This is a genomic window from uncultured Veillonella sp. (assembly GCF_900545205.1).
Lineage (GTDB): Bacteria > Bacillota > Negativicutes > Veillonellales > Veillonellaceae > Veillonella.
In genome coordinates this window covers 1-25,549 of record NZ_UQYC01000011.1, presented here as the reverse complement: position 1 = coordinate 25,549, position 25,549 = coordinate 1, and the positions used below count along the sequence as shown (strand labels likewise).

Here is a 25,549-nt window from a genome sequence, read left to right as displayed (position 1 = left end):
ATTATTTACCTGTAATCTCTTTAATGACTGATTTCATTGTTTCTACGAGCATTTTATTATCCTCAATGGTTGTATCACCAATATGAGCAACGCGTAGTACAAAGTCTTCATTGACCCCACCCGTAGGATTTACAAAAATATCATATTTGTCCTTCAAAATTGTAAATACATCTTTAGCGATTGGTTGTTCAAAACGAATAGGTGTAACCGCATTACTGATAGTAAAAGTAGGAAGAGATACTGGTAGTTCTTTAATTCTATTTCTGAAATCTTTTGCCACACTATCAATACGAGATAAATAGTTTTCAAAACCTTCTTCTTCAATTAAATGTAATGCTTTATTCATTTCTAAGCATACCCCAACAGCGGGTGTGAATGGTGTTTGACCTCTTGTAAAGTTCTTTATATATTGGTTGAAATCAAAATAAAGATTCTTAATGTGATTATTTTTTACACGTTCCTCATATAATCTGTCACTAATTACAATAGGAGATATACCTGGTGCAATACAAAGTCCTTTTTGGGAACTCAAAATAGTAACATCAATATTATTACCAGCCATATCATAATGATCGATTAAGAACGAACTAATTGCATCAATCACTAAGTACGCTTGTTTCTTTTTAGCAAAGCTACTTAATAAATTAATATCATATAGCTGTGCTGTAGAAGTTTCATCGATATTAGCAATAACAAATGTGAATGCTTGTTCTTCTACTGCAGCAAAGTGTTTATCAGTCAACGCCTCGCCATCTTCTAATTTAATTACTGTATGAGGAATCTCATGGAGTTCACATAAATCAACGAAACGTTGACCAAAAGTACCACCATTAATAACTAGTACATGGTCAGTTTCATTCATACAATTCATAATAGTAGCTTCTAATGCGCCTGTACCAGAAGCTGTTAAGTAGATGGATTTATAGCTTTCTAGTGCATTCATAAACTTTTTGAGCAGTTTATCTGAGTCTAACATAACTTCAGAAAATTCTGTTGTTCTAAAATAAGGAACTTGTTGATGTCTTACATCAAGAATTTCCTTTCTCATTTGTGTTGGTCCTACTGTAAATAGTTTCATAATATAATCCCCTCTTATTGTTTCCAATACACTCTATAGTTATGATGCGGTACCTGGCGATCTTCAGGTGGTGCTTCCATATAATTATTGTACAAATGACTTAAATAGAAATCGCTATCTGTAAGTCCCCAAAACTCAGTATCCTCAAAAGGATATAAACTTCTATTATCAAACAAGGTCTTTTCATAGACCTCTCGTTTATTACCACTTGCACAGTCAACGAGAACACTTATATATTTCGCATCTGAAAATGGATACTGTTGTGCATCTTGGTTAATCTTTTTAATTAAACTTGTAGTTGGTAAAAAATGCATTAAGCTAATGGCACCAAATTTCAAGAATGTACGAATATAACCTTTTAGCTTAGCAAAGCTACCTTTAGAGTCTACGTAGCGATTACTAAATGTAAACTTCATAGACGACCCATGGAACAACAAATTTAAAAGTTGTTGGTGTCTAAAAAGTTTTTGTTGTGCCTGTGTATCATCTGGTAACCCATCCATAGGGAAAATATCTATAAATACACCTGCTTTATCAAAATTACGCCATAATGTATTATCAATCATAACTGTTTCTTGATCGAATACCTTTGCCATTGTATAGGTGTAACTATCATCGTTTTCAATAGAATATACTTGATATCTTGGATTATGGTCATTATATAGCTTAATAAAGCGATTATAATCATCCCGTGGCATCATAATATCAATATCATCATCCCATGGAATAAAGCCTTTATGTCTAACAGCCCCCAACATCGTTCCATAGGCTAATACATATCGAATATCATGTGTATCACAAAAATGTGCCACATCTTTTAAAATATCTAAAGCGACACGCTTAATTTCCGAAAAACTAATTTCTCGCATCAAAAAATTTCTCCATAATACAAATAGGTCTATTATTTAAAGAATTTTCTTTTTAAGAATAAGCCACCCTTTTTCAACCAATTTTGAGGCTCCATAAAGGATACATTTTGTTCTTTATAGTCGATGTTATTAGCTTCAATCCATACATCGAGCAAGATTTCGCTTACAAAACCATAAATACGCGCTTCGTATGTATCGTAATTGGAAATATCGACGCGATGTTCGATTTCCTCCAAGATAGAGAACATCCACTCGCAGTATTGATCAAATAGGTCACGACGCATGACAAACATGTTGAACATGTGCGCCCAGGTGCGATTGCAAACCTTTGTGAAAGCAGCACTATATTCAGGATATTTCTCAGCGATGATTTGCTCTGCCGCATCAAGGCCATCGCTATGGTGAGCATTATTATAGTGAGAACGGTTAGATTCAATATAATATTTACGCTTATCCGCTACGACTACAGGATATTCTGAAAGTAGTTTCTCCCATTCCGCTCCTGTAAGAATTTGGTTCTTTTTATCCTCTACGGAACGCACCTCTTTGCGCGTAAAATAACGTCTATAATGTACGAGACCAATATAGTCCGCATCAAGGTTTTTCCAAGCCCAATATAAGCCTGTCAATTCGCAGTAATTTGCATTTTTTGAGGAAATATTATCCCCTGTATGATCGCCAGTATAACCAATATCATCCTTGCCCTCTCTACCTACATGGATTGGCATGTATACGGAGTCCTCTGGCATCCAATATTGCTTATGTGTGGCTACTAAAATCTTAATATTCACTAGTACTCTCCTACATGAGTATTGTCTCTCAAGTCTATCTACTTACCATATGAAAAATTAGGCTAACTCTTTTTCTACTAACGCCAAGGCACTAGCAATCACCTTATCCATATCGTAATATTTATATTCCCCTAAACGACCACCAAAGATAACATTGGAAATCGTTTCAGCCTTTTTAACATATTTTGCGTAAAGGTCTAAATTCTTTACATCGTTCACTGGATAATAGGCTTCTTCGCCGATTTTCCAGTCTTTTGGATATTCTTTAGTTACATATGTAACAGGTTGTGTACCAAATTCAAAGTGTTTATGCTCGATGATACGAGTATAAGGAATATCGCCTTCTGTATAGTTCACAACGGCAACGCCTTGATGATTTTCCTCTTCAAGACGTTCTGTTTCAAAGTGAAGACCACGATATTCTAAAACACCTTCAGAATAACCAAAGTATTCATCAATAGGACCTGTATAGATGATCGTATCTGCCAAGGCTTCGTATTCATCACGATGTTTAAGGAAGTCAACGCCTAAACGAACTTCGATGCCCTCTAACATGCGTTCAATCATCTTCGTATAACCGCCCATAGGAATTCCTTGGAAACGGTCATTAAAGTAGTTATTATCATATGTATAACGAACTGGTAATCGTTTAATAATGAAAGCTGGCAATTCTGTACATTTACGGCCCCATTGTTTTTCCGTATATCCTTTGATGAGCTTTTCATAAATATCTGTACCTACAAGACTAATGGCTTGCTCTTCTAAGTTCTTTGGTTCACTTGTAATAGCAGCCCGTTGTTTTGTAATGATATCCTGTGCCTCTTTTGGAGTACGAATATTCCACATTTTAGAGAATGTATTCATATTAAACGGCAAATTGTACATTTCACCTTTATAATTTGCTACAGGGCTATTTACATAGTGATTGAACTCAGCAAATTGATTAACATAATCCCACACATGCTTCAAAGATGTATGGAAAATATGGGCACCATACACGTGAATGTTAATATCATCTTTGCTTTCACAATATAGATTACCTGCTATATGACTGCGACGATCGATAACAAGTACAGATTTACCACGCTTATGCGCCTCATGGGCAAATACAGCACCAAATGGGCCCGCCCCAACTACTAAATAATCAAATTGTTTTTTCATATGTATATCCTTATTTTTTCATTCCAAGACATAGCAATCGTGAATAATGATTTTTTCTTAAAATATAACCTATCAAGATAGATAGAATTGTAGATGCTAAGAAGCACACAATAAAAGCTTCATAGTACAATCCTAATTTAGACCAAAGTACAATTCTGAATGGAATTTTAACAATATCACTAAAGATATAAACATCCATGGAGACAGTACCTAAAAAGATCAAAAGTGTTTTATATAATCCGATTCTAGATGAGATTTGGTTAGCTATATAGTATGTAATAGTAATCCCCGAAACTGCTGTTATAAGAGTAAGTATTTTAAACACATTAATATCATGTAGTAATGCATAATTACCTACACTAAAAATCACAAGAGATGTAAGGGCTACTCCTGCGGATTTCATATAATCTAATAGCATATATTTCTTTATATATAAGCCTAAGATATAGAAGAATTGGAAGTACAATATCTTTGATACCATAGGTACAGAAAAGATATTTAATACATCAGATAACATGCCAATGATGAAAGATAAGATTAATAAACCTAAATTTACACGTTTAACCAATAAGGCAATAATGATTGAAATAAAGAACAAGCAATATAAAAACCATAGTTCCCCATCCGGATTAATGCCTATAAATATTTTCCATATATCTTGCGGATATATCTGCTGACTTGCAAATTTTGATAAAGCTAATTTGAAGGGAAAATACAATAAACCAATAGTGAAATAAGGAACCATTAACCGTATACTTTTATCTTTTACGAATTTTTGGAAGCCCTCTTTCAAAGGTATATGCATAAAATAGCCAGCTACAAAGAAGAATACAGGCATATGGAAGCTATAAATTATAGTCCGCATCAAATATAAAGGATAACTAGCAATACCGCTAGCACTTGCTTGGTCTGGAACAGAATGGCCCAAAACAACAAGCAAAATTGCAATCCCCTTCATAATATCAAAACTACTATCCCTCATAATCCCCCGACTAATAAGCCCCTTTCGATTTAACGACAGCCAACACAGTTTTCAATAAATATACAATATCGATCCACACAGACCAGTTATGAACATACCAAGAGTCCATTAATACCCGTTCTTCATAGGTAGTATCGCTACGACCGCTCACTTGCCATACACCGGTAATCCCTGGTGGTACAAGGTAAAAGTCGTTGATATAGTCGCCGTATTTTACGATTTCATCGCGCACGATAGGGCGTGGACCTACAAGACTCATATCCCCAACGAGAACATTCCACAATTGTGGCAATTCATCAAGACTCGTTTTACGTAGGAATTTACCAATTCTTGTAACACGAGGATCATCTTTTAATTTGAAATCTCGTTCCCATTCTTCACGAGCTGCAGGATTTTCTTTCAAATATACCTCCAACGCCTCTTGCGCATTAGGCACCATGGAGCGGAATTTATAGCATGGGAACTCTTTACCACCTTGGCCAACGCGCTTGTGACCAAATACGATAGGACCTGGAGAATCTAGATAAATCAATACAGCTACGATAGCGAGGATTGGCAAGATCAAGATGCCACCACATACAGTAGCTACAATATCAAAGATGCGTTTCATAATACGGTTAGACTTGCGAGCCAAGTTATTTTGTACACGCAATACAACGGCTTGCTCTTCCATCATGCCACGCGCCGTAATGTTACTTGTAGGCAAACCAAACAACTCAGGTACAAAGGCAACGCGATTTACTAATAGTTGCAAGTGATTGATCAAGGATACTAACTTTTTAGGCTCTAACCCTGGTGCACATATAAGGACGGTTTGTACACCTGTATCCTTAATAACTCTTTCTACATCAGAAAAAGCTCCAAGACATGGATATTCTTGAGCAATGGTAGAGGATTTAGGATTATCATCTACATAACCAATAATCTTATAGGTAGCAATTGGCATACGATCTATAGATTTCTTTACGAGCTCTGCTGTTTTACCTGCCCCAACGAGAAGGACTGGTATATTTAAGTATCCTGCCTTTGAAAGAATCTTACCTACAATAAAACGACTACTAAAGATAAAGAGCAGCATAAATAGATAGGCAAAAACAACAAAGAGTCGAGATACATCGTTGATTACATGACCTGTGTACATGAGCACAATGGATACAACGACGCCAATAGTGATGCTACGGAATAAGTTCTTCATCGTATCCCAATAAGGAGATACTACAGAATAGGCATTATTGAGCAATAATATGGCTAAAAATACGAAAGGTATAACACCGTATACATAGATCTCATCTACCTTAAAATTTGAACTTACCTGTAATAATGGCAAGTTTAAACGCAAATGATAGGCCGCTAATGTGCCTAACACAATAGAAATATAATCTGCTATAAGCACTATGATTTTGCTAATAAGCAATTTGTTGTGATTATTATATCCAGAACTATTCATACTAATACCCCAAACTATAAAAAAGGTTGTTTTCTCAATACAATTTTTAAGAAAACAACCTCTAAACCATACGAATACAATGTACCAATATTTACATATATTGTATCATATTCAAAAGTTTAAAACTATGAAAAAACATAGATTTTAGCTATCTTTTATGCAGTTTTTTGGAGATTTTGGGTCTATTTAAATTAGACATAAAAATCAATTAAATAATGCGTAAATATTTCCTAAATAATCCTGTGATTCTCAATTAACTCTCAATTAACTCTCAATTGCTTTCAATTGAATCATGATGCCCATAACAATCCAAAACATGCGAATACCAGATGAATTTCCCCACGTATAATCAACTGATCCAAATAGGAATAAGTAACTAATTAAACCTACAAGGATTGATAAATCATAAGGGTTTCTTGTCTTCACATAGTGTTTCAACGATTTACAGAACATAAAAATTGAGAACCCTAAGAAACCAACGAGGCCTAATAGACCAGATTCAGAGGCTATTTGCAATAAATTATTATGAGAATGGCCTAAATCTTGAGTTTCTTGTTTTAATTTATAGTGCTCTCGATATGTTTTTTGCCATAATCCAGGACCAACACCTGTTACAGGATGATCCATAATCATTTGCTTATCTGCTTCCCATACATAGATACGGCCCAAATTTGAACCATCTGTGCTTATATTAAAAGTACTTTCAAAACGAGCTACATAGGCTTGATTGCTACTAAATGCATATCCTATACCTACAACAGCTACAAGTAGTACTAATACATAGCGAATATTTACAAAGCAATAACGCAATGTAATGAGCGCACCATTAATGCCATTAAATAACCAGGAACCACGACTTTGGTTCCCCCACATGCCTAATAGCATGCCAAACAAAGAAAATATAGCAGATTTTCTTACATACGATGGAAATCTCTTATCATAGGCAGCAATTAATGCTAATGGAAAAGCCAATGTTAACAACATGGCAAGTCCCATCATAGAGCCGTGTATAACACCACCTGCACGACCTCCTGGTCCTAAATTATAGCCCAGTACATATTGTGCAAAGGCCGATATAGCATCGATGCCCATATACACAAAAAATACTGATAATATGGCGTATAATTTACGAGAACTCTTAATACATAGCAGAATTGGGACGATGACTAATACCTTCCAAACCCAAATATTAAAGAAATATTTTGTGGTCACCGCTATATCATTACTAATTAATGCGGACGGCAATACGCATAGTAACATGCCTACATAGGCCCATCCATATTGGCGTATGGACTGTGGTACAGAGATTTCATGTCGTCTATACCAACAAGTTACTAAGGTCATCAATATAATAAGGCTATATATTAAATTCCCTAATGCCATAGATGACCGCGTCGTACATATCATCAGTGAAATGAGTACGGTCAGCACCATTTCAGAATTCTTAATTATCCAAGATTGCATACTAACCCCTTTTCACCTACATAGCTACAATCTAATTTTCATCATATTAACATCTATTTTATAGATATCTATTTTACACGTAACAATGGTTTCAGATGTTCTTGAATCTCTTGCTCATATTGATCGAGTAATTCATAGCGTTTTCTGTATTGGCTACGTTTTTGTGATTTAATTTCTTCAATAGGTTTACGATATTCCTCTAATGGAATGTTGAAGAAACGGTCATCACTACATACAACACCACCAGATTCCTCCCACAATGGATCTAGCTCAGCTACCTTAGCGCGATGACCGCGAACTAAGTGTGTATTTGCATAAAAGCCTTCATCAGATACGGCATAAATGGATTCGACCTTACAAAGGACCGCAATATGGCGTAATAGGAACATAATGAAGTTTTTTGGTCGATACCCAAACATCTTTTTAGTAACTGTTTTAGCATTATCAAGGCCATCTTTATATCCTTGAATCGTGCCAATCCACATAGCAGGTTCTCCATTAAAACCTTTACCAAAGCGGAAATTAGCATGGTATACGCCTTGTTTACCCAAGGTTAGTAACAAGGTTAAAAAACCTTCTTTTCGTTGACCCGGTCCATAATATAAACGGGCCACCATATCAAGATCTTCTGATTCCCATACAATAAAGCCACGATTCATACGACTTACATCGTCATAAATATTATCTGGATCTACAGAATACATTTCGCGAATGGCTTCATCTGTAAACACATCTTTTAAATAATCAAAATGATTAACAATAGCCTCTAATCGTTCCTGTGGTGTTGAGCTTTTAAACAAGAAATATCGCGTCATTAACTCAAATAGACCAACTTGACGGTCTAACAATGTTGGATCTGGCGTATAGCTTGCAAAATAGTTCTCTAGTGCCTCTATTTCTCGTTTATTGCGGATAGAGCGCATTGTATGAAGGAAAGTGCGTCGTGTTTCCCTCCAACTACGTTTGCCGTAAATCTTACGACCTCGCTGCCATTGTGTTTCTAAATATCCCATCTCAAACTCCTATCCACTAAAAACTACCAAACCTTATCATTACTTATCAGTGGAGTGTAAATTATCTATAATCGTAACTAATTCATCTGCCACACGATTAATAATGAATCGCTGTTCCACAACTTGTCGTGCCTTTGTGATGATATTTGGCAAGTCTACAGCATCACTCATCACATGTTCCATAGCTTGTTGTAAGCTGTGTTCGTTCAAAGGATCTACAATAAATCCAGATTCACCATCGTCTATGATTTCTCGCTGAGCCCCAGAGCCACTTGTAATGACTGGTACACCGCAATACATAGCCTCACAAATAACGAGACCAAAGGCTTCACGCGTTATCGTTGGCAATAGTAAGCAATCTATGGATCTATATAAACCTTCAATATCTCGTGTAAAGCCTATAAATTCAACGTAAGAATGCATTTGATGTGCATGTATATAATCTTTTAATTTCTTAATTTGATCCTCTGTACCAGCCCCCGATATAATCAATCGAACATCGGGATTGTTTTGATGAATCTGTTCCAGAGCACTTAAAATCAGATACAAACCTTTCCGTTCTGTTATACGCGCACTATAGCCAAAGGTTCTAACCTTATATTTCATGGGAACAGCATCTGAAAAGGACTGGAATCGGTTCGGATCAATACCATTATATACAACATGGTATTTGCTAGTATCCTTAATAGCAGGCGTCATAAGATCGTCATAAACAAGTTTAGACACACAAACAAAGGCATCTACTTGTGCATTGATCCATCTATGATATATATCTGTTTTACCAGGTACAAGATTATGCTTTATAAACACCAATTTAGCACCTGTTAACTGCTTAAGAGCAATACAGAATAAGATATATTTACCAGAGTGGCATACAATTGTATTAATCCCCTGTTCTTTCATCTGTTTAGCTACCGCATTAACAGATAGAAAACCCTTCAAGGTATAGAGATTGGCAGTCATCACATGGCCCACTTGAGCATACCGAGATTGCATATCTTCATTCGATTGGTCCACTAAGATGTACGCAGTCCTATGTCGTTGTTGTAATTGCTTACAAATATCATATACATATTGTTCACCGCCACCCCAAATTTTGGCGCCTACAACATTGATTATAGACATAGGTTCCTCCTATCATACACATATCAATACACATTTAGTAACATCTATTGATGTATACGAAATACTGATTACATATACATCAATAGACTATTATCATTTAATTATACTATGACTTATTCATGCTGTCCTCATGATTAATAAGCCACATGGTCAACATTGTCCAATCGCGCGCATCGTCCCCATGATTATCAATAGGGCGAATTGGCTCAACCGGTTTATAAGACGGTATGTTGCTTTCACCATAATCCATACGAACATCGCCCATCATATGAGGCGTAATCCATTGGTACGGTGTGACTAAAGTTTCTGGCTGCTCATCAAACAAGGACGGTACAATAGAGTAATATTCAAAACCCTTTGGTGCAATGGCTTCAATGATTGTAGGCATGAGGCTCATATGCGTGCCAATAGGCGCTGTAATACTGTCCTTAGTGAAAGCAGGGTGTTGCAATAATCCTACGGTACAGAATGTGTCGCGCAATGTATAATCCCGTTGAATTAAGGATGTATTATTCAAAGACCCGAATAGATTCGAGTGGTCACCGGTGACAACGAATAAACTATCAGGAAAAGCCTCTTTCATAGCATTAACAAAGTTAAAAATCGCCTTATCACTATAGCGATAGGTAGCCAATTCCTTATTGCGTTTCTTATTGGATTTTAAATCATCTCCAAGGTTTGGCATCACCTGTTCAGGATCATAATCTAATAAGGAATCCTCCATTTTATAAGGTCCATGATTGGATGTAGTGTAAATAAAATGGAATGTAGGATGTTCTAAGGATTTTATTTCTTGTTCTATATGTTCTAAAAATACATGATCATAGACGCCTACCCATGTTTTAGGTGCATCAGGGCCACAGAACACAGAAGCACTTTCCACACGGTCAAAGCCTTGAGCCTTACCAAAGTGATTAAAGTTACCATACGATGCATTGCCACCATACCAATAAATCGTATCATAACCTAAACGCTTCATTTGAGATGCCAAAGAGGTCGGCAATGATTCATGCCAGAAGGCTTCTCGTTCATTGATTTCCATACCCGCATCATAAACACCAGATAACAGGCTCACAATGGATGGACGAGATACATTACCGGCAGGCAAGAAATTAGGCACTTGCGCCGTATGTGGATTATCTTTAAAATCCCATAAACCAGGACATATATTAAGTTCCTTATAAGGTTTATCAAGAGACCATTGTGGGATACTTTCACCAACAATAAAGAATATATGTTGTGGTTTATCAATACGAGGACCTGATGCAACGCGCTTAAATGCATGAAGCGGTGTATTCAAATCCTGCCAAGAATCTTTATATTCCTTAGGAACAATACGGTGAATCGCGTCATCAATGTCCTCACTGGATGCGGTATATTCATCACGAAGTGGATGTTTTAGCACCGTTTCTAAGGCACATAGATCTGGCACTGTAGCACGAGCAAAGAATATATCCTCTTTTACCACTGTAGGAATCGTATCCCATTCTGGTTTATCATCATGAGATAAGGTTCCACCATAGCGGAACCAATAAAACCCCAAAACGGAGGCAGCCACAAGACCTATATTCCAAGCTACAGTAGGCCAAATTCCTTCAATAGATAGATAAGGTATAGATGGCAAGGATAAGAAGAAATCTCCCATGTACCAGGATATAAACGTAATAGGAATCAATCCTAAGATGACGAGAATACCTCGATCTTGATTAAAGAATACATCAATTAAATTATGCTTCTCTGCATTATTAAAATAATGAACCATGTAATTGTAGGTATCATGGAAATGCTTGTAGAAAATCATTTTTCCTGCAAAGGCTGCATATAATACACAGGAATAAATGGTTAATCCTACCAATCGTATAGCATCTTCTATTTGATGATAACCATCAAATAATAATGCAGGGAGCGTCACCAATACTAAGGGTAGTAAGAATACATAAGCATCAAAATCCATGCCCCACCAGAAGCCGTAACGCAATGAACCTACTACAGATTTCCAACGTCCCTTCCATGTGGGGTAAGGATTATAAACGATCATAAATATGATTCGAAAGATGGTGCTCAATATAGGAGCCCAAAGCATTAGTTTTATATTTTGTTGTAGGGATAGAAAAAATTGTTCACTCATTCATACTTCCATATCTACGTCAAGAACAATAATTCCCCATAGCAATCTACTATACTAAATTACTGATTATAATTGCCCATTAGATTTGTTTAAATAATATAATTTTACATATTTCGTCATGGTATACATCATATGGTAGATAGATAATAGAAAACCTATTTTTCCATCTAATATGCCACCTTGCAAAATATATATCTTAAAAAATGCCCATGTTGGACGCAATATAATATCCCCTAAAAAACTACAAGATTTCCCTTGTTCCTTGTACTTGTTGGCCGCTGCTGTAGTATATTTATTGAACTTTTCAAAGAACTGATGCCAGTTATCATAAGTATAATGATACAATTTGCCTTCTAATGTATCTTGTGGATACGGACTGATAAAGGCTTCATGAACAGCACCTTCTACAGTGGCTCCCTCTCGAGGCATTAATCTCAAAACCTTATCAGGTCTCACCACACCATGAGTAGCTGGATTGTGATGGAATAAATTATATCTTCGTAGCCAATAAGCCTTTGGCTCTCCTTTAATAGATTCTTGAATTGATTTTGCTAATTGAGGAGATACACGCTCATCCGAATCTATAAATAGAATCCATTCAGAATGCGCTTGAGATATACCAAATCTCCGTTGTTGTGACCAATCTCCATTCAGAGGATGTGGTATAACTTTAGCCCCCAAGTTAGTAGCAAGAGGTACCGTTTGATCTGTACTTCCATCATCGATAACTAATATTTCATCAGCAAATTGAATACTTTTAATACAATCTACAATATGTTGTTCTTCATTGCGCGCTAAGATAATAGCCGTCACAGTACTCATAGATAATCCTTTAGCTTATAAATCAATTACATTTAATACATAAAAATGTGTAGTTTTTATTGGATGACATCCCCATGTTTAATACGCCATGCCGCAAGTTCGCGCATGTCTTTAATTACCTTACCATAGGCTTGAGGCATGTTTGTGCCTTGTTCCATAAGTTTTCCATTGTTATCTAGATAGAGTCTATGGTTAAAGACAAATTTCTCTTGTGTAAACAGGCTTGGTACCATTGCTTCATAGGTTTGACCAGGGCGACCTACAAGTTCTGCCAAGGTTGGAATGATTTGAATGCTCATGCCGAACGCATTAGGAGCAAGCCAGTCTTTATGAATGCCTCGACCATAGAAGATAATTGGAATGGTAGATGCCACATTAGGACTTACTTCGCGAGCAAAGGTAAAGCGTTCGCTATGGTCCCCAGTGATAACGAAGAGCGCCGATGGATCTGCTTTTTCTTCACTGGCGATAAACTGGCCCATTACATGGTCTGCATACCAAATATGACCCATTTCGTTCAATTGTTTATCGGTTTCAGCGATTGTATCAGGCAAATGACCTTTTACCTTGTTCACATCATACCCTTCTTTAGCGACGTTAACGCTATATGGAGGATGATTAGATGTAGTCATAATTACGTTGAGGATTTTTTCCCCTCTATGTTGATCCATGTACGAGGAAATGGCTTTAAACATATCCTTATCCGCTACGCCCCACGCATTGCTTTCATCACTTGGCATTTCGGACGCATCATGGAATTCATCAAACCCTTGAGACAAGGCAAAATTCTTCACATTTTGCCATGTACTAAAGCCGCCGTACCAGAATACTGTTTTATAACCTAGTTTTTTCATAACAGAACCAATGCCTAAGCCATATGGTTGTTTGAAACTTTCACCTTCATAGTTAGGATATAAACCTGTATCAGGCATACCAGTCAATAAACCGTTGATAGCAGGCATCGTACCTGTACCTTGGGCAAGTGCTAGCTGTGTACTCATCGCTTGAGGACTGGCAGCATATTTACGACCTTGTTCAACGAGGTACGCACCAGGTTCGTTATATTCAGCAAGGAATGGCCATAAACCATAGGATTCACCGAGAACGATGTTAATAGATTGCGGTTGCTCTGCTAAACGTTGGGTTGTAATCGTTCTTGTGAAAGAACCATCAAAATCCTTACCGTTAAACTTACCGCCGATGGCACTAATTTTTTCACTCAATTCTTGAGGTGTTAAATTGATGACCTCAAGTTCATCTGCACGCTTTGCGATGCTTTTAACGCGATAGAGAGCCTGCACATCATCAAGAATGGTCTCGTTTAACAGATTAGAACTGAGGCGCGCCGCACTTTCCCAGTTGATGGAATTTGTATAGTTAAAAGCACCACCAAATCTAAAGAATAGTCCTAGTACGCCAATAACTACAGTCAATCCAATGCCTGTAATCCATTGCGTTTTCTTCGTCTTAGGATACCACGTAGTACAAACTAGTTGAGTATTAGCGTAATCGCTATATTTCTTTGTACCCCACGCCAAGAAACGAACGAGGAACCAACAAAGGGCAGCACTCAACACAACAGCGCCTACGATGTACATCAACGCATTATATTCATTGATGGCTGTATTGATAATGGCGCCGATATCATCGTTTTTACCATTAATGAGCATCGCATTATAGGAGGAGTTAAAAATCTTATAGAACGGAATGCGCCCCAAGAATAAGAATGTTAACAGTACCGTTGCAATAGAATAGATAACCTGTTTAATGCGCAAGGATGGCCATTTTGGTACAAAGGTATTCACCAATGTGCCTCCTAAGAAACCCAATAAACACAAAGAACCAACGGTCTTGAGACTCAATCTAAAGCCTAGCCATAAGGACGTAAGGATATTTTCCATCGTCACAGATGCTAGCTGTGATTGGAATACTGCAAGAAACACGATTCTAAATGCAGTCAACAAGGCAGAAAAGAAGATAAATACCTTAATCTCTGTCTTTATGCCTTCAAATAATCGTTGCCATCGGTTCATCATTAACCCCTAACTGTTCGTTCATATAACGTAACTACTCTATTACCTAACTGTAATTATGTTGGATATTTCTTACATTTAGGTCCCTTACATCGCTTGCATTTACCGCATCCGCGGTCGATAGTCCCAGTACTGGCTGATTTCTCAGCACTAGTACTCTCCTTAGCCTTCTTAGAGGCCTTACTATTCCATACGGAAACTATCGTTTCTACTTTTTTTCGGATCCATCCTTTTTGGATTTTTTATCCTTTTTCTTGTCTTTTTTCTTATCTTTTTTACTGAAAGTATCAGCTAAAAAGACTGTTTTTAACTTGTCATTTAAGACTTTAAGCTTCTTTTCAGCCTTGTCTTTCTTTTTCTTTAATTTATCTTCAGACTTAGAATGTTTATCTTCCTTGGACTTTTTATGTTTTTTGTCCTTTTTATCCTCTTTAGACTTGTTGTCATCCTTAGATTTTTTGCCTTCTTTAGATTTCTTTTCGTCTTTGGATTTTTTATGGTCCTTAGATTTTTTAGACTTTTCATCAGTCCCATTGATACGCGCCCATTCATCATCTACGCGTTTCAATTGCTTTTTAAGAAGCTTTTCCATCTTTTTATTGGCTTTATCTGAATCTAAACCAGCTTTGCCAAATAACAAAGCATTTACTGCTGTATACGGATCTATGGAAGACAAATCCTCTTCGTCCTCATCCATATCATCATCGAATTTATCATTTAAGGATTTATGTTTATTGTCTTCATCCAAGTGATAGACTTCTAAACTTTCAACGCCATCTAGTGGATTGACATCCATATGTTCTACAAGTGCTTCATCAAGGTCAGACATCTCTTGTTTTGGGCTTTCACCAGAACCTGTAAAAAGACCACCCATAGAATGTAATTCATTCAATTTAATATGGTTCATGCCCACTGTAGAATCGTGCTGTGCAGGAATATCGGACAATTGAACCTGTTCCATAGCGTACACATCGTTATTATGGCTAGCACCCTTACCAAGATACGATTTATCAGCAATGATAATATCCTCTTGATTGTCGCCTAACACATTACCAAATAAATCCTCTTCAAGAGAATCATAGGTATGCAACATGGACATTCGTTTTTGAACCTCTTCAATTTGATTCCACAAATCTACGAGAGAGGATGTGTAGTAAACGCGTTCCTTAACCTCTAAATAAGCTTGGTAAACGATAGCCAATTCAGACTCATTGAGTCCCTCTTCGGCACCGATTTCTTCTATCATTTGTTGGATCTGTTGATCTCGATCATAACGTTTAATTAAGGCCTTGCGAATACGTTCAATCAATGCTGTATCGATGATTTCCACGGGTACCTCCAGTCTTCAATACACTCAGCCCTATCCACTAACTTAGTGCATACGAATCAATGTATAGAACCATAAAAAATAATTTGATTTTATAATCTCTAATATATTATTATATCAGAATTTATCTGCTTTTTCCTTAATAATCTAGGTGAAAGTTCCTTAAAAATAGAATAAAACCTCAAATTGAATGATGTCCTAGTCGTACAAATTTAGAACCACTAAAACAAGCCTTCAACATTGAGGTTTCTTACATACTAAAATAAATAGAATGAATACATTAAAATAAGCTGACAGAATATACTAAAACAAGTTAACAGAATACACTAAAATTCGTTCTTTTATATCACGTTCTTCAAAGAGATCACTACAATCAATGAGTTTTTCTTGTTCCAATCGCACATGGTTATTCAAGAAGTTTTCTACCTCTTCGTTGACATAGTAGAAAAACAGCTTAATCTCTCGCGGCCGATGGTATAAGGAATCAAAGATATTTCCTAAGACCCGCTTAATCGTATGGAGTGCAAAGGGATTAAAGAAAAAGCAACGATCTGCTTGGTCTGGCAATTCATAAAGCGCCGCATCACCATGCACAAAGCTTACACGATTGCGAGCAGCTGGGCTTTCACCATTGATAAGAGCCCTTTCATAGAGTCGTTCATCGTATTCAATGCCGATAGAATGACAACCTGTTTGGTACGCCATAAAAATGCTGACACGACCCTTGCCACTGCCATAGTCGATGAGGGTATTTTTCTTGCGAATATGACCGCTATTTGCCAAGCGCTCTAGCACACAATAATCCGTCGGCTCGTAAGGATGATGCTCCGTATCAGACCGACTATCATCGCGGCCTGCTGTCTTTATTTGTAAAACCTGTTCCCATTCCTGTTCACTTGTCATAAATCTAATCCTATCATGAGGTCCAATTTATATGACCTAATAATTAATACTAATCTTAATTTATATACATACTATACCCTTATTAGAGCCATATTTACAAATTAAAGGCAATCATATATTATATTAATCAAGGAAATCAATAGTTATAACATTTTAATGCATTCAAATGGAAAATAGGGTGGCAGCCCTGCTTTTTCTGTGCTAGTTACTGACGGAAATATCTATCTAGCCATTTGCAAATGTATTGACACAAGAAAAGCACCCATTAGGGTGCTTTTCTTGTATACAAACATTTATTGATGCTAATATGGTATACTAAAGAGTAACATTTCTATTTTCTCATGTGCAGAATATAAAAGGAGTATCTATTTACATGGACAGTGATCTGACCTTAGATTTTATAATTATCATCGTATTAATCATCGCGAATGGCTTATTCTCTATGACGGAATTGGCCATCGTCAATGCGAAGAAACGAAAATTAGAGGAAATGGCCGAAGCGGGCAACGAGCGTGCTAAAAAAGCCTTTGAATTAGCAGAAAATCCAAACGAGATGTTCTCTACTATTCAAATTGGTATTACCCTTGTTGGTATCTTAACTGGTTTGTATTCTGGTGCTACCTTCTCTGGTCCGTTAGAGGATATCTTAGTGGCAAGCATTCCAAGCATCGAGCCCTATGCTGCATCTATTAGCTCCTTCCTCATCGTTGCTATCATCACCTATTTATCCCTCGTTATTGGCGAGCTTGTGCCGAAACGTTTGGCTTTAAATAGTCCTGAAAGCATTGCTGTTGTAGTATCTAAACCGATTTACTGGTTATCTGTAGCATTAAAACCTATCGTTAGCTTCCTCGGTGTTTCCACAGAATTCCTTTTAAAATTACTAGGCGTTACTGTGAAAGAAGAGGCGCCTGTTACAGAGTCTGAAATCAACAAAATGCTCACCGAAGGCGTTGCCATGGGTGCTTACGAAGAAGAGGAACCTATCCTCGTAGAAAATATCTTCCACTTGGCAGATATGAACGCTGGTGACATCATGACACCTCGTACGCAGCTCAAATGGATTGACCTTAACGGTACAGAGGACGAAATCATGGAAGTCCTCAAAAACGCCAACCATTACCGCATTCCTGTAGGTACCGATTCCTTGGACGAATTAAAAGGTCTCGTTACCGTATCTGATGTATTAGTTCAAATCATGCAACGTCCTAGCGAACGATCCATTCATGATATTATTGAATCTTGTTTGAAAGAACCATTACTCATTCCAGAATCCATTACACTCATGAAATTATTGAACGTACTCCGTACAGAAGGCGTTCATGAAACCATCGTTCTCGACGAATACGGTGGTTTCAGTGGTCTTGTAACCTTACATGACATCATGGAAGAAATCGTAGGTCTCATGCCTTCTGGCGAAGAAGAAATCAAGGAAGAAGAAAACAAAATCGTTGAACGCGAAGATGGTTCCTGGCTTGTAGATGGCCTTCTCGACGTAGACGAATTTAAAGAATTCTTCCATATCGATCAAGAGCTACCAGGCGAAGAAAAAGACTTATACAAAACAATGGGCGGTCTCTTAAACGTGCTCTTTGGTCGCATTCCTAAAGAATTAGACAAAGCCAAATGGAATGGCTATACCTTTGAAGTTGTAGATATGGATAATACCCGTATCGATAAGATTCTTGTAACCTATGAAGAACCTATCGTAGTACAAGAAACAGAAGAAAAAGATTAATAGTTAATAGTTAATAGTAACTAGTTACTAGTTAAAAGTTACTAGCTCATAAATATATGAGATTCGTAAGTTTATAAAGAGTGAGTTCTCCTATGGAGGACTCACTTTTTATATATACCCCTAGCCGTTTACAGCTAAATATAGTATTATTAAATTGTATAAAATATATAATTAGACCTAATAGAGCTATTAATTACTATAATTTTAATGGCTAATTTAGATCTACTCTCATAATATGGAGTCCTATGAATGCTGCATCCATGTAGTTGTGTGTCATAGGGCTTATGTGTGGTATAAAGGAGAGATTCTATGAATCAACGAGTCATAGCAACCATAGGAGCCCTTTTAATAGGGACTGCTATAATCAGTGGTTGCGGATCTGAAAAGCAATCTGATGATACTAGCCTCAAGGTGCGCACTATCACCATCGGTGAAGAATCTGGTACTACTAGTGCTGGCTATGCAGGCACTATCCATAATAAAACGGAAACAAACTTAGCCTTTCAAATTGGGGGTCGCGTCATCAACAAATTTGTCAATGTCGGTGATACTGTACAAGCAGGCCAAGTAATTGCCCAAATCAATGGTTCAGATACATCAGCTCAAGTACAAAATGCTGAGGGTGCTGTGAAAGCTGCTCAATCGGCCTATGAATTAGCAGAAACCAATGCGAAACGATATCGCGAGCTCTATGCTCAACAAGCGATTAGTAAGTTGCAATTAGACCAAGCAGAAAACCAATTGAATGCCACATCTGCTCAATTACAACAAGCACAGGCTAGCCTCAACTTGAGTAGCAATCAAAATAGCTATACTAATTTGACAGCTCCTGATACAGGTATTATTACTGCTTTCAATATTGAAGCAGGACAAGTCGTAGCAGCCGGTCAAAGCGTTGGCACCTTAGCGGCTGGTCACGACCCAGAAGCAGTCATTGCCCTTCCCGAACAAGAAATGGCCAAAATTCATGTGGGCAGTCCTGCTACTATTACATTCTGGGCTCTACCAGATGTAACCGTGCAAGGTGTGGTGCGAGAAATTTCACCGGTTCCTGACCCTGTGGCCAGAACGTATACTGTAAAAATTGCATTACAAAATCCGCCTAAAGAGGTACAACTAGGCATGACGGTCAATGCAAATCTATCTACCACAGATAGCACCAATATTTCTATTCCATTGACGGCTCTTGTGAAAGACTCTAACGGCAATAATGCAGTGTATATTATCCGAGATAAGAAGGCTCATCTCGTTCCTATTAAGACCGGTGAGTTCGGTAAGAACTCTGTCATCGTCACATCTGGTTTAGCTAAGGGCGACATTGTCATCACCGCAGGCACTCAACAATTACAAGAAGGGACGGCGGTTAGTCAATGAAACAATTTAACTTAGCCGAATGGGCCCTCAAACATAAGTCCATTATCTATTACTTCATGGCTGTGCTCCTCACCTTTGGCATCTTCTCATACAACCATATGGGACGTATGGAAGACCCAGACTTTACGATGCGCACCATGGTGGTCGGCGTTGCTTGGCCAGGGGCTTCCCCACAAGAAATGTCGGATCAGGTAACGGACAAATTAGAAGAAAAACTACGCGACCTACCTGGCGTGGATTATACAAAATCTTTCACAGATGGCAGCAAATCAGTTATTTATATTAATCTGAAAGAAAATCTACCATCTGATAAAATCCGTCCCGCTTGGGAAGAAGCGCGGAACATGATCAACGACGAATGGAAATCACTGCCGCAAGGCGTTCAGGGCCCTACCATCAACGATAGATTCGATGATGTATACGGCATTATCTACGCCATTAGCGGCGATGAATTCTCCTATGAAGAAAAGCGACAACAAGCAGAAGACTTAAAACGTCAGCTGTTATCTGTTCCAAATGTTAAGAAAATCAGCCTCATTGGGGTTCAACAACAAACCCTTAATGTAACAATTAATAAAGATAAACTGGCATCCTATAAAATCAGTACTCAACAGCTATTAACAGCTATCAAACAGCAAAGTATGATGGTACCAGCTGGTATGATTACAACGGATACAAATAATGTATATCTTCGAGTAAACGGTCTATTCGATAGCCCTCAAGCCGTACAAGATATGCCAATTCGCATCAACAATCAAACCCTGCGCCTTGGCGACATGGCTGATGTAACCATGACCTACCAAGATCCTAGTGATCCTCAATTCTACTATGAAGGCAAGCCAGCTATAGGTATTGCTATCTCCATGGATGCAGGTGGCAATAATGTGGAATTTGGTGAAGCTATCGATAAAAAGCTAGCAGAATTGAAGAAAACCATACCTGCAGGCCTTGAACTCGATCAAGTATCTAATCAGCCACATATTGTTAAGGAATCCATTGGCGATTTCTCTCAATCTCTATTTGAAGCCATCGCCATCGTATTGCTCGTAAGCTTTGCATCTCTTGGTTTACGTACAGGTGTGGTTGTGGCCCTCACCATTCCAGTCGTTGTGTCTACCACATTCATCTTGATGTATGAAAGCGGCATTTATTTACATAAGGTTAGCCTTGGTGCTCTTATCTTATCGCTAGGCCTTCTCGTAGACGATGCCATTATCGTTGTAGAAATGATGAGCGTTAAGCTCGAAGAAGGTTGGGGTCACTTTAGATCTGCTACCTTCGCTTACCAATCAACAGCATTCCCTATGCTATCTGGTACGCTCATTACCTGTGCTGGCTTCTTGCCATTAGCACTCGCAGAAGGTATGGTAGCAGAATTTACAAAATCTCTATCCATCGTTGTATTTATGGCTCTCATCCTATCATGGTTTGCCTCTGTTCTCGTCAGCCCTATTCTCGGCTATAAAATCATAGAAAACAAGGCTCCAAAACCTGAATCCGAATGGACTAAACGAGACCATATCATGCACAATCTCAGTGTTACATTCTATGATAAATTTGAAAGACTGTTACATTGGGCTTTAGGACATCATAGGGTAGTATTACTCATCACCTTAGGTGCCTTTGTGTTGTCTCTACTTTCACTACCATTGATCAAGCAGGAATTTTTCCCATCATCAACGCGTAATGAAATCATCGTATCCATGCAATTTCCTCAAAGTTCATCCATTGAATACACTGCAAATCAAGCAAAAATCATCGATGAACATTTACAAGGTAACGAACACATTTCAACCTTTACATCCTATATAGGACAAGGTTCTCCGCGTTTCGTTCTCACCTTGGAACCTGAATTGCAACGAAATAACTTCTTGCAGTACGTTATCGTTACAAAATCCTTAGAGGATCGAGATAAACTATATGATGAATTAACTTCTTATTTAAATGAAAAATTCCCTTCAGCCCTCGTAAATGCTCAATTTGTACAAATTGGCCCACCATCTAAATATCCAGTAATGCTCCGCGTAGCAGGTCCTGATCAAAAGGTGGTAAAAGACATTGCGAACCAAGTAAAAAGCAAAATGCAAGGTGACAAGGATTTACAGAATATAGCCTTTGACTGGCCAGATACGGAACCAGTAGCTAACATTCATATCGATCCTAACAAGGCCCGCCTACTCGGCATCGATAGCTATGCTGTATCCTTACACTTGCAAAGTTTATTATCTGGCACTAAATCTGGGGAATACTATGAAGGTAATCAAACAATTCCTGTTACATTCCGTTTAGGAGATAATGAGCAACATAACTTAAGTGCTCTATCCTCCTTACCAATTCAAACAGGCAATGGTTCCTACGTACCGCTTAGTCAAATTGCAACTATCACTATGACCCAAGAGGATGGTATTATCTGGCACCGAAATATGATGCCAACTATTAGCATTCACGCCAATGTAAAAGCTGGTGTTTTAGGCAATGCGAAAACAAAAGAGGTTTATAAATCCTTACAAGACATTCGCGATTCCTTGCCTACAGGCTATACCATTGAACTTGATGGAGCCGCTGAAAAGAGTGTCACAGCTGTACAAAATCTAGTAACACCAATGCCAATTATGCTCTTTGTGATCATGACAATCCTCATGTTCCAATTAAAGCGCATTGCCCTTATGTTCATGGCTTTGCTCACAGCACCTCTCGGATTAATCGGCGTCGTATTAGCTCTCAATATTACGAGAACGCCATTAGGTTTTATGGCTATTCTAGGTATCATCGCCCTTTCGGGTATGATCATCCGTAACTCCATTATCTTGTTAGACCAAATTGAAATCCACAAAGCAGAAGGACAAAAACCACTTGAAGCGATTATCAACTCCGCTACACTTCGTTTCCGTCCGATCATGCTCACCGCTATCGCAGCGATTTTAGGCATGATTCCTCTTATGGGATCTGTATTCTGGAGTCCACTTGCTATCGCCTTTAGTGGAGGCTTACTAGTGGCAACAGTGCTCACACTTATCGTATTACCAGTTATGTATGCAAGTTGGTATAAGATAAAATAAAAAAATCCCCCTAATATAGTTTTAACACTATTATTAGGGGGATTTTTATTACCTATTAAACTACAACAGCTGTACCATTGCATGTAATCATAAGCATGCCATTTTGTGCACCTACTGTGCTGTATTGGAAGGATACGCCAATAATAGCATTAGCACCCATTTTAGAAGCCCGTTGAGACATTTCATCGAGGGCTGCTTGGCGGGCACTCATCAAAGAATCTTCATAGCTACCGCTACGGCCACCAACGATATCACGAATACCAGACATGAAATCTTTCACAAAGTTACGGCCTTCAACAACCTCACCAAATACGATACCTTTATACTCTTGAACAGGTTTGTTTTCAATATGCATAGTTGTAGTAATAATCATAATTGTATCCTCTCTAATTGACTACAATATATTTTGATTAATTATAGCAAGGCTTTCACAGAAATACAATCACATATTATATAAAAAAGACCTGTTCACTATTTTATAATGAACAGGTCTAATTATGTTATTATTTATCGAAATCGCGGTCTAGGTTAACTTCTTTCAATGGAACAAGTTTTGTTTTCTTGATGTATTTGTAACCTAAGTATACTGCGAAGAAGATTGGCAAGCCAATGTACGCAACGGATACGCCATACCAGTCGATTGTATCGCCTGTGAAAGCGGAGTAGTTTTGACCAGCAATGATGATGACGCAAAGAATGAACGCCAAGATTGGGCCAATTGGGAACAACCACGCTTTGTAAGGTAATTCTTTAAGATCTCTACCTTGTGCAATGAAGGCACGACGGAAGCGATAGTGAGAAACAGCGATACCAACCCATGCGATGAAACCGCAAAGACCGGAAATATTAACAATCCAAGTATATGCAGTACCTTCGCCGATAAAGCTTGTAAGGAATGCAAATAAACCGATTGCTGTAGTTAAGATTAACGCTGGCACTGGAACACCACGTTTATTAAGCTTACCGAAGATTTTTGGTGCTTGTCCTTCTTTAGCAAGTGCGTACAGCATACGCGTAGAAGAATAGAGACCAGAGTTACCAGCACTGAGTACTGCCGTTAAGATGATAGCATTGATAAAGCTAGCAGCAAAGGCAAAACCAAAGCGGTCGAATACGAGTGTAAATGGAGAAATAGATACATTCTCTACACTAGAATTCAATAGGTTTGGATCAGTGTATGGAATTAAGAAACCGATAACGATGAAAGCACCGATATAGAACAATAGAATACGCCAGAAGATTGTATTAATCGCTTTTGGCACGTTCTTTTCAGGGTCTTCTGCTTCACCAGCAGCAACGCCGATAAGCTCAGTACCTTGGAAGGAGAAACCAGCCACCATGAAGATAGCGAGGATAGATTCCCAACCACCTACGAATGGCGCTTCCCCTATTGTCCAGTTCGCAAATCCTGGAGATGTACCGCCAATGCCAAAGATAAGCATAAAGCCACAGAACAGGAATACGAATACAGTAATAACCTTGATGCTAGAGAATACATATTCACTTTCACCAAAGGAACGTGTGGATAAATAGTTCAAGCCGAATAAAACGAGCAAGAACAGAGCAGACCATACAATGGCAGGCACATCAGGGAACCAGTATTTCATGATAAGTGCCCCTGCTAAAACTTCAGCAGCCAATGTAATAGCCCAGTTAAACCAGTAGTTCCAACCTAAAGCAAAACCAAAGGCAGGGTCTACATAGCGTTTTGCATAGGTCCCGAAGGAACCTGGAATCGGCAAGTACGTCGCCATTTCACCAAGAGATGTCATGAGGAAGTACACCATGATACCGATAAGACCGTAAGCTACAAGCGCACCACCTGGGCCTGCTGTACTTACCACTTCACCACCAGCTACGAATAAGCCTGTACCGATGGCGCCACCTAAAGCGATCATATTCATATGACGCGCCTTTAGGGAACGTTTTAAATGTTGATCTTTATTAGAGGTAAACTCTACATTATTATTTTGATTTTCAGCCATGGGTCACCTCTTATAAATCTAAATTACGCACATATTTTGCGTTATCTTCAATAAATTTACGACGAGGTTCTACCTTATCGCCCATGAGAACCGTAAAGATTTTGTCAGCTTCGATAGAATCCTCTAAGCTAACTTGTAAAATCGTACGGTTTTCAGGGTTCATTGTAGTTTCCCATAATTGTTCAGGATTCATTTCACCTAAACCTTTGTAACGTTGGATTGTAATACCATCGCGGCCTACTTCATCAAG

General features: G+C 38.0%; 19 protein-coding genes and 1 pseudogene. 3 read left to right on the top strand and 17 right to left on the bottom strand.

Annotation, left to right across the window (positions count from 1 at the left end):
* Nucleotide 1: 1 nt before the first annotated feature.
* The 14 genes from QZR70_RS02125 to QZR70_RS02060 form a co-directional block, all read right to left on the bottom strand.
* The gene (locus tag QZR70_RS02125; RefSeq protein WP_295792777.1) at nt 2-1,078 is read right to left on the bottom strand and encodes an alanine--glyoxylate aminotransferase family protein; all 1,077 of its coding nucleotides are present in this window, start codon (nt 1,076-1,078) and stop codon (nt 2-4) included.
* Between the two features lie 14 nt (nt 1,079-1,092).
* Nucleotides 1,093-1,947 (bottom strand): phosphorylcholine transferase LicD, encoded by an 855-nt coding sequence (locus tag QZR70_RS02120; RefSeq protein WP_295792775.1) that lies wholly within the window; start codon nt 1,945-1,947, stop codon nt 1,093-1,095.
* Between the two features lie 32 nt (nt 1,948-1,979).
* Nucleotides 1,980-2,738, bottom strand: a complete 759-nt coding sequence (locus QZR70_RS02115) for a DUF4422 domain-containing protein (protein ID WP_295792773.1) — start codon at nt 2,736-2,738, stop codon at nt 1,980-1,982.
* Between the two features lie 57 nt (nt 2,739-2,795).
* Complete coding sequence (gene glf, locus QZR70_RS02110) at nt 2,796-3,899, bottom strand: UDP-galactopyranose mutase (RefSeq protein WP_295792771.1); 1,104 nt, start codon at nt 3,897-3,899, stop codon at nt 2,796-2,798.
* A 10-nt stretch (nt 3,900-3,909) separates the two neighbouring features.
* Nucleotides 3,910-4,857, bottom strand: a complete 948-nt coding sequence (locus tag QZR70_RS02105) for an acyltransferase family protein (RefSeq protein WP_295792770.1) — start codon at nt 4,855-4,857, stop codon at nt 3,910-3,912.
* 34 nt (nt 4,858-4,891) lie between these two features.
* Entirely contained in the window at nt 4,892-6,328 is a 1,437-nt protein-coding gene (wbaP, locus tag QZR70_RS02100) for an undecaprenyl-phosphate galactose phosphotransferase WbaP (RefSeq protein WP_295792768.1), read from the bottom strand.
* A 264-nt stretch (nt 6,329-6,592) separates the two neighbouring features.
* Entirely contained in the window at nt 6,593-7,792 is a 1,200-nt protein-coding gene (locus QZR70_RS02095) for an O-antigen ligase (RefSeq protein WP_295792766.1), read from the bottom strand.
* Between the two features lie 68 nt (nt 7,793-7,860).
* Nucleotides 7,861-8,805, bottom strand: coding sequence for a DUF535 family protein (locus tag QZR70_RS02090; protein ID WP_295792763.1), 945 nt, complete (start codon nt 8,803-8,805; stop codon nt 7,861-7,863).
* A 39-nt stretch (nt 8,806-8,844) separates the two neighbouring features.
* Nucleotides 8,845-9,930, bottom strand: coding sequence for a glycosyltransferase family 4 protein (locus QZR70_RS02085; RefSeq protein ID WP_295792761.1), 1,086 nt, complete (start codon nt 9,928-9,930; stop codon nt 8,845-8,847).
* 106 nt (nt 9,931-10,036) lie between these two features.
* Nucleotides 10,037-12,058 (bottom strand): LTA synthase family protein, encoded by a 2,022-nt coding sequence (locus QZR70_RS02080; RefSeq protein WP_295792759.1) that lies wholly within the window; start codon nt 12,056-12,058, stop codon nt 10,037-10,039.
* 66 nt (nt 12,059-12,124) lie between these two features.
* Nucleotides 12,125-12,880, bottom strand: a complete 756-nt coding sequence (locus tag QZR70_RS02075) for a glycosyltransferase family 2 protein (RefSeq protein ID WP_295792757.1) — start codon at nt 12,878-12,880, stop codon at nt 12,125-12,127.
* 56 nt (nt 12,881-12,936) lie between these two features.
* Nucleotides 12,937-14,916, bottom strand: coding sequence for an LTA synthase family protein (locus tag QZR70_RS02070; protein ID WP_295792755.1), 1,980 nt, complete (start codon nt 14,914-14,916; stop codon nt 12,937-12,939).
* Nucleotides 14,917-15,121: 205 nt separating this feature from the next.
* A complete protein-coding gene (locus QZR70_RS02065) occupies nt 15,122-16,243 on the bottom strand; it encodes a transcriptional regulator (RefSeq protein ID WP_295792753.1) in 1,122 nt (373 codons plus the stop codon).
* Nucleotides 16,244-16,543: 300 nt separating this feature from the next.
* Nucleotides 16,544-17,143, bottom strand: coding sequence for a class I SAM-dependent methyltransferase (locus tag QZR70_RS02060; protein WP_295792750.1), 600 nt, complete (start codon nt 17,141-17,143; stop codon nt 16,544-16,546).
* Between the two features lie 373 nt (nt 17,144-17,516).
* On the opposite strand from QZR70_RS02060, the gene QZR70_RS02055 reads away from it, so the two are divergent.
* The 3 genes from QZR70_RS02055 (at nt 17,517) to QZR70_RS02045 (ending at nt 23,314) form a co-directional block, all read left to right on the top strand.
* Nucleotides 17,517-18,881: a hemolysin family protein gene (locus QZR70_RS02055; protein WP_105090001.1), complete on the top strand. Its 1,365-nt coding sequence runs from the start codon at nt 17,517-17,519 to the stop codon at nt 18,879-18,881.
* A gap of 309 nt (nt 18,882-19,190) precedes the next feature.
* Entirely contained in the window at nt 19,191-20,255 is a 1,065-nt protein-coding gene (locus tag QZR70_RS02050; RefSeq protein WP_295792748.1) for an efflux RND transporter periplasmic adaptor subunit, read from the top strand.
* Entirely contained in the window at nt 20,252-23,314 is a 3,063-nt protein-coding gene (locus QZR70_RS02045; RefSeq protein ID WP_295792746.1) for an efflux RND transporter permease subunit, read from the top strand. The genes QZR70_RS02050 and QZR70_RS02045 overlap by 4 nt, the downstream gene beginning before the upstream one ends.
* A 55-nt stretch (nt 23,315-23,369) precedes the next feature.
* Here the strand turns inward: QZR70_RS02045 and QZR70_RS02040 are convergent, their stop codons facing one another.
* The 3 genes and pseudogenes from QZR70_RS02040 to QZR70_RS02030 form a co-directional block, all read right to left on the bottom strand.
* Nucleotides 23,370-23,687, bottom strand: a complete 318-nt coding sequence (locus tag QZR70_RS02040; RefSeq protein WP_287537007.1) for a YbjQ family protein — start codon at nt 23,685-23,687, stop codon at nt 23,370-23,372.
* A 130-nt stretch (nt 23,688-23,817) separates the two neighbouring features.
* On the bottom strand, nt 23,818-25,299 hold the full coding sequence (locus tag QZR70_RS02035) for an amino acid permease (RefSeq protein WP_295792744.1): 1,482 nt from the start codon (nt 25,297-25,299) through the stop codon (nt 23,818-23,820).
* Nucleotides 25,300-25,309: 10 nt separating this feature from the next.
* Nucleotides 25,310-25,549 (bottom strand): annotated as a pseudogene (locus QZR70_RS02030) (DNA topoisomerase IV subunit B); the annotation flags it as partial.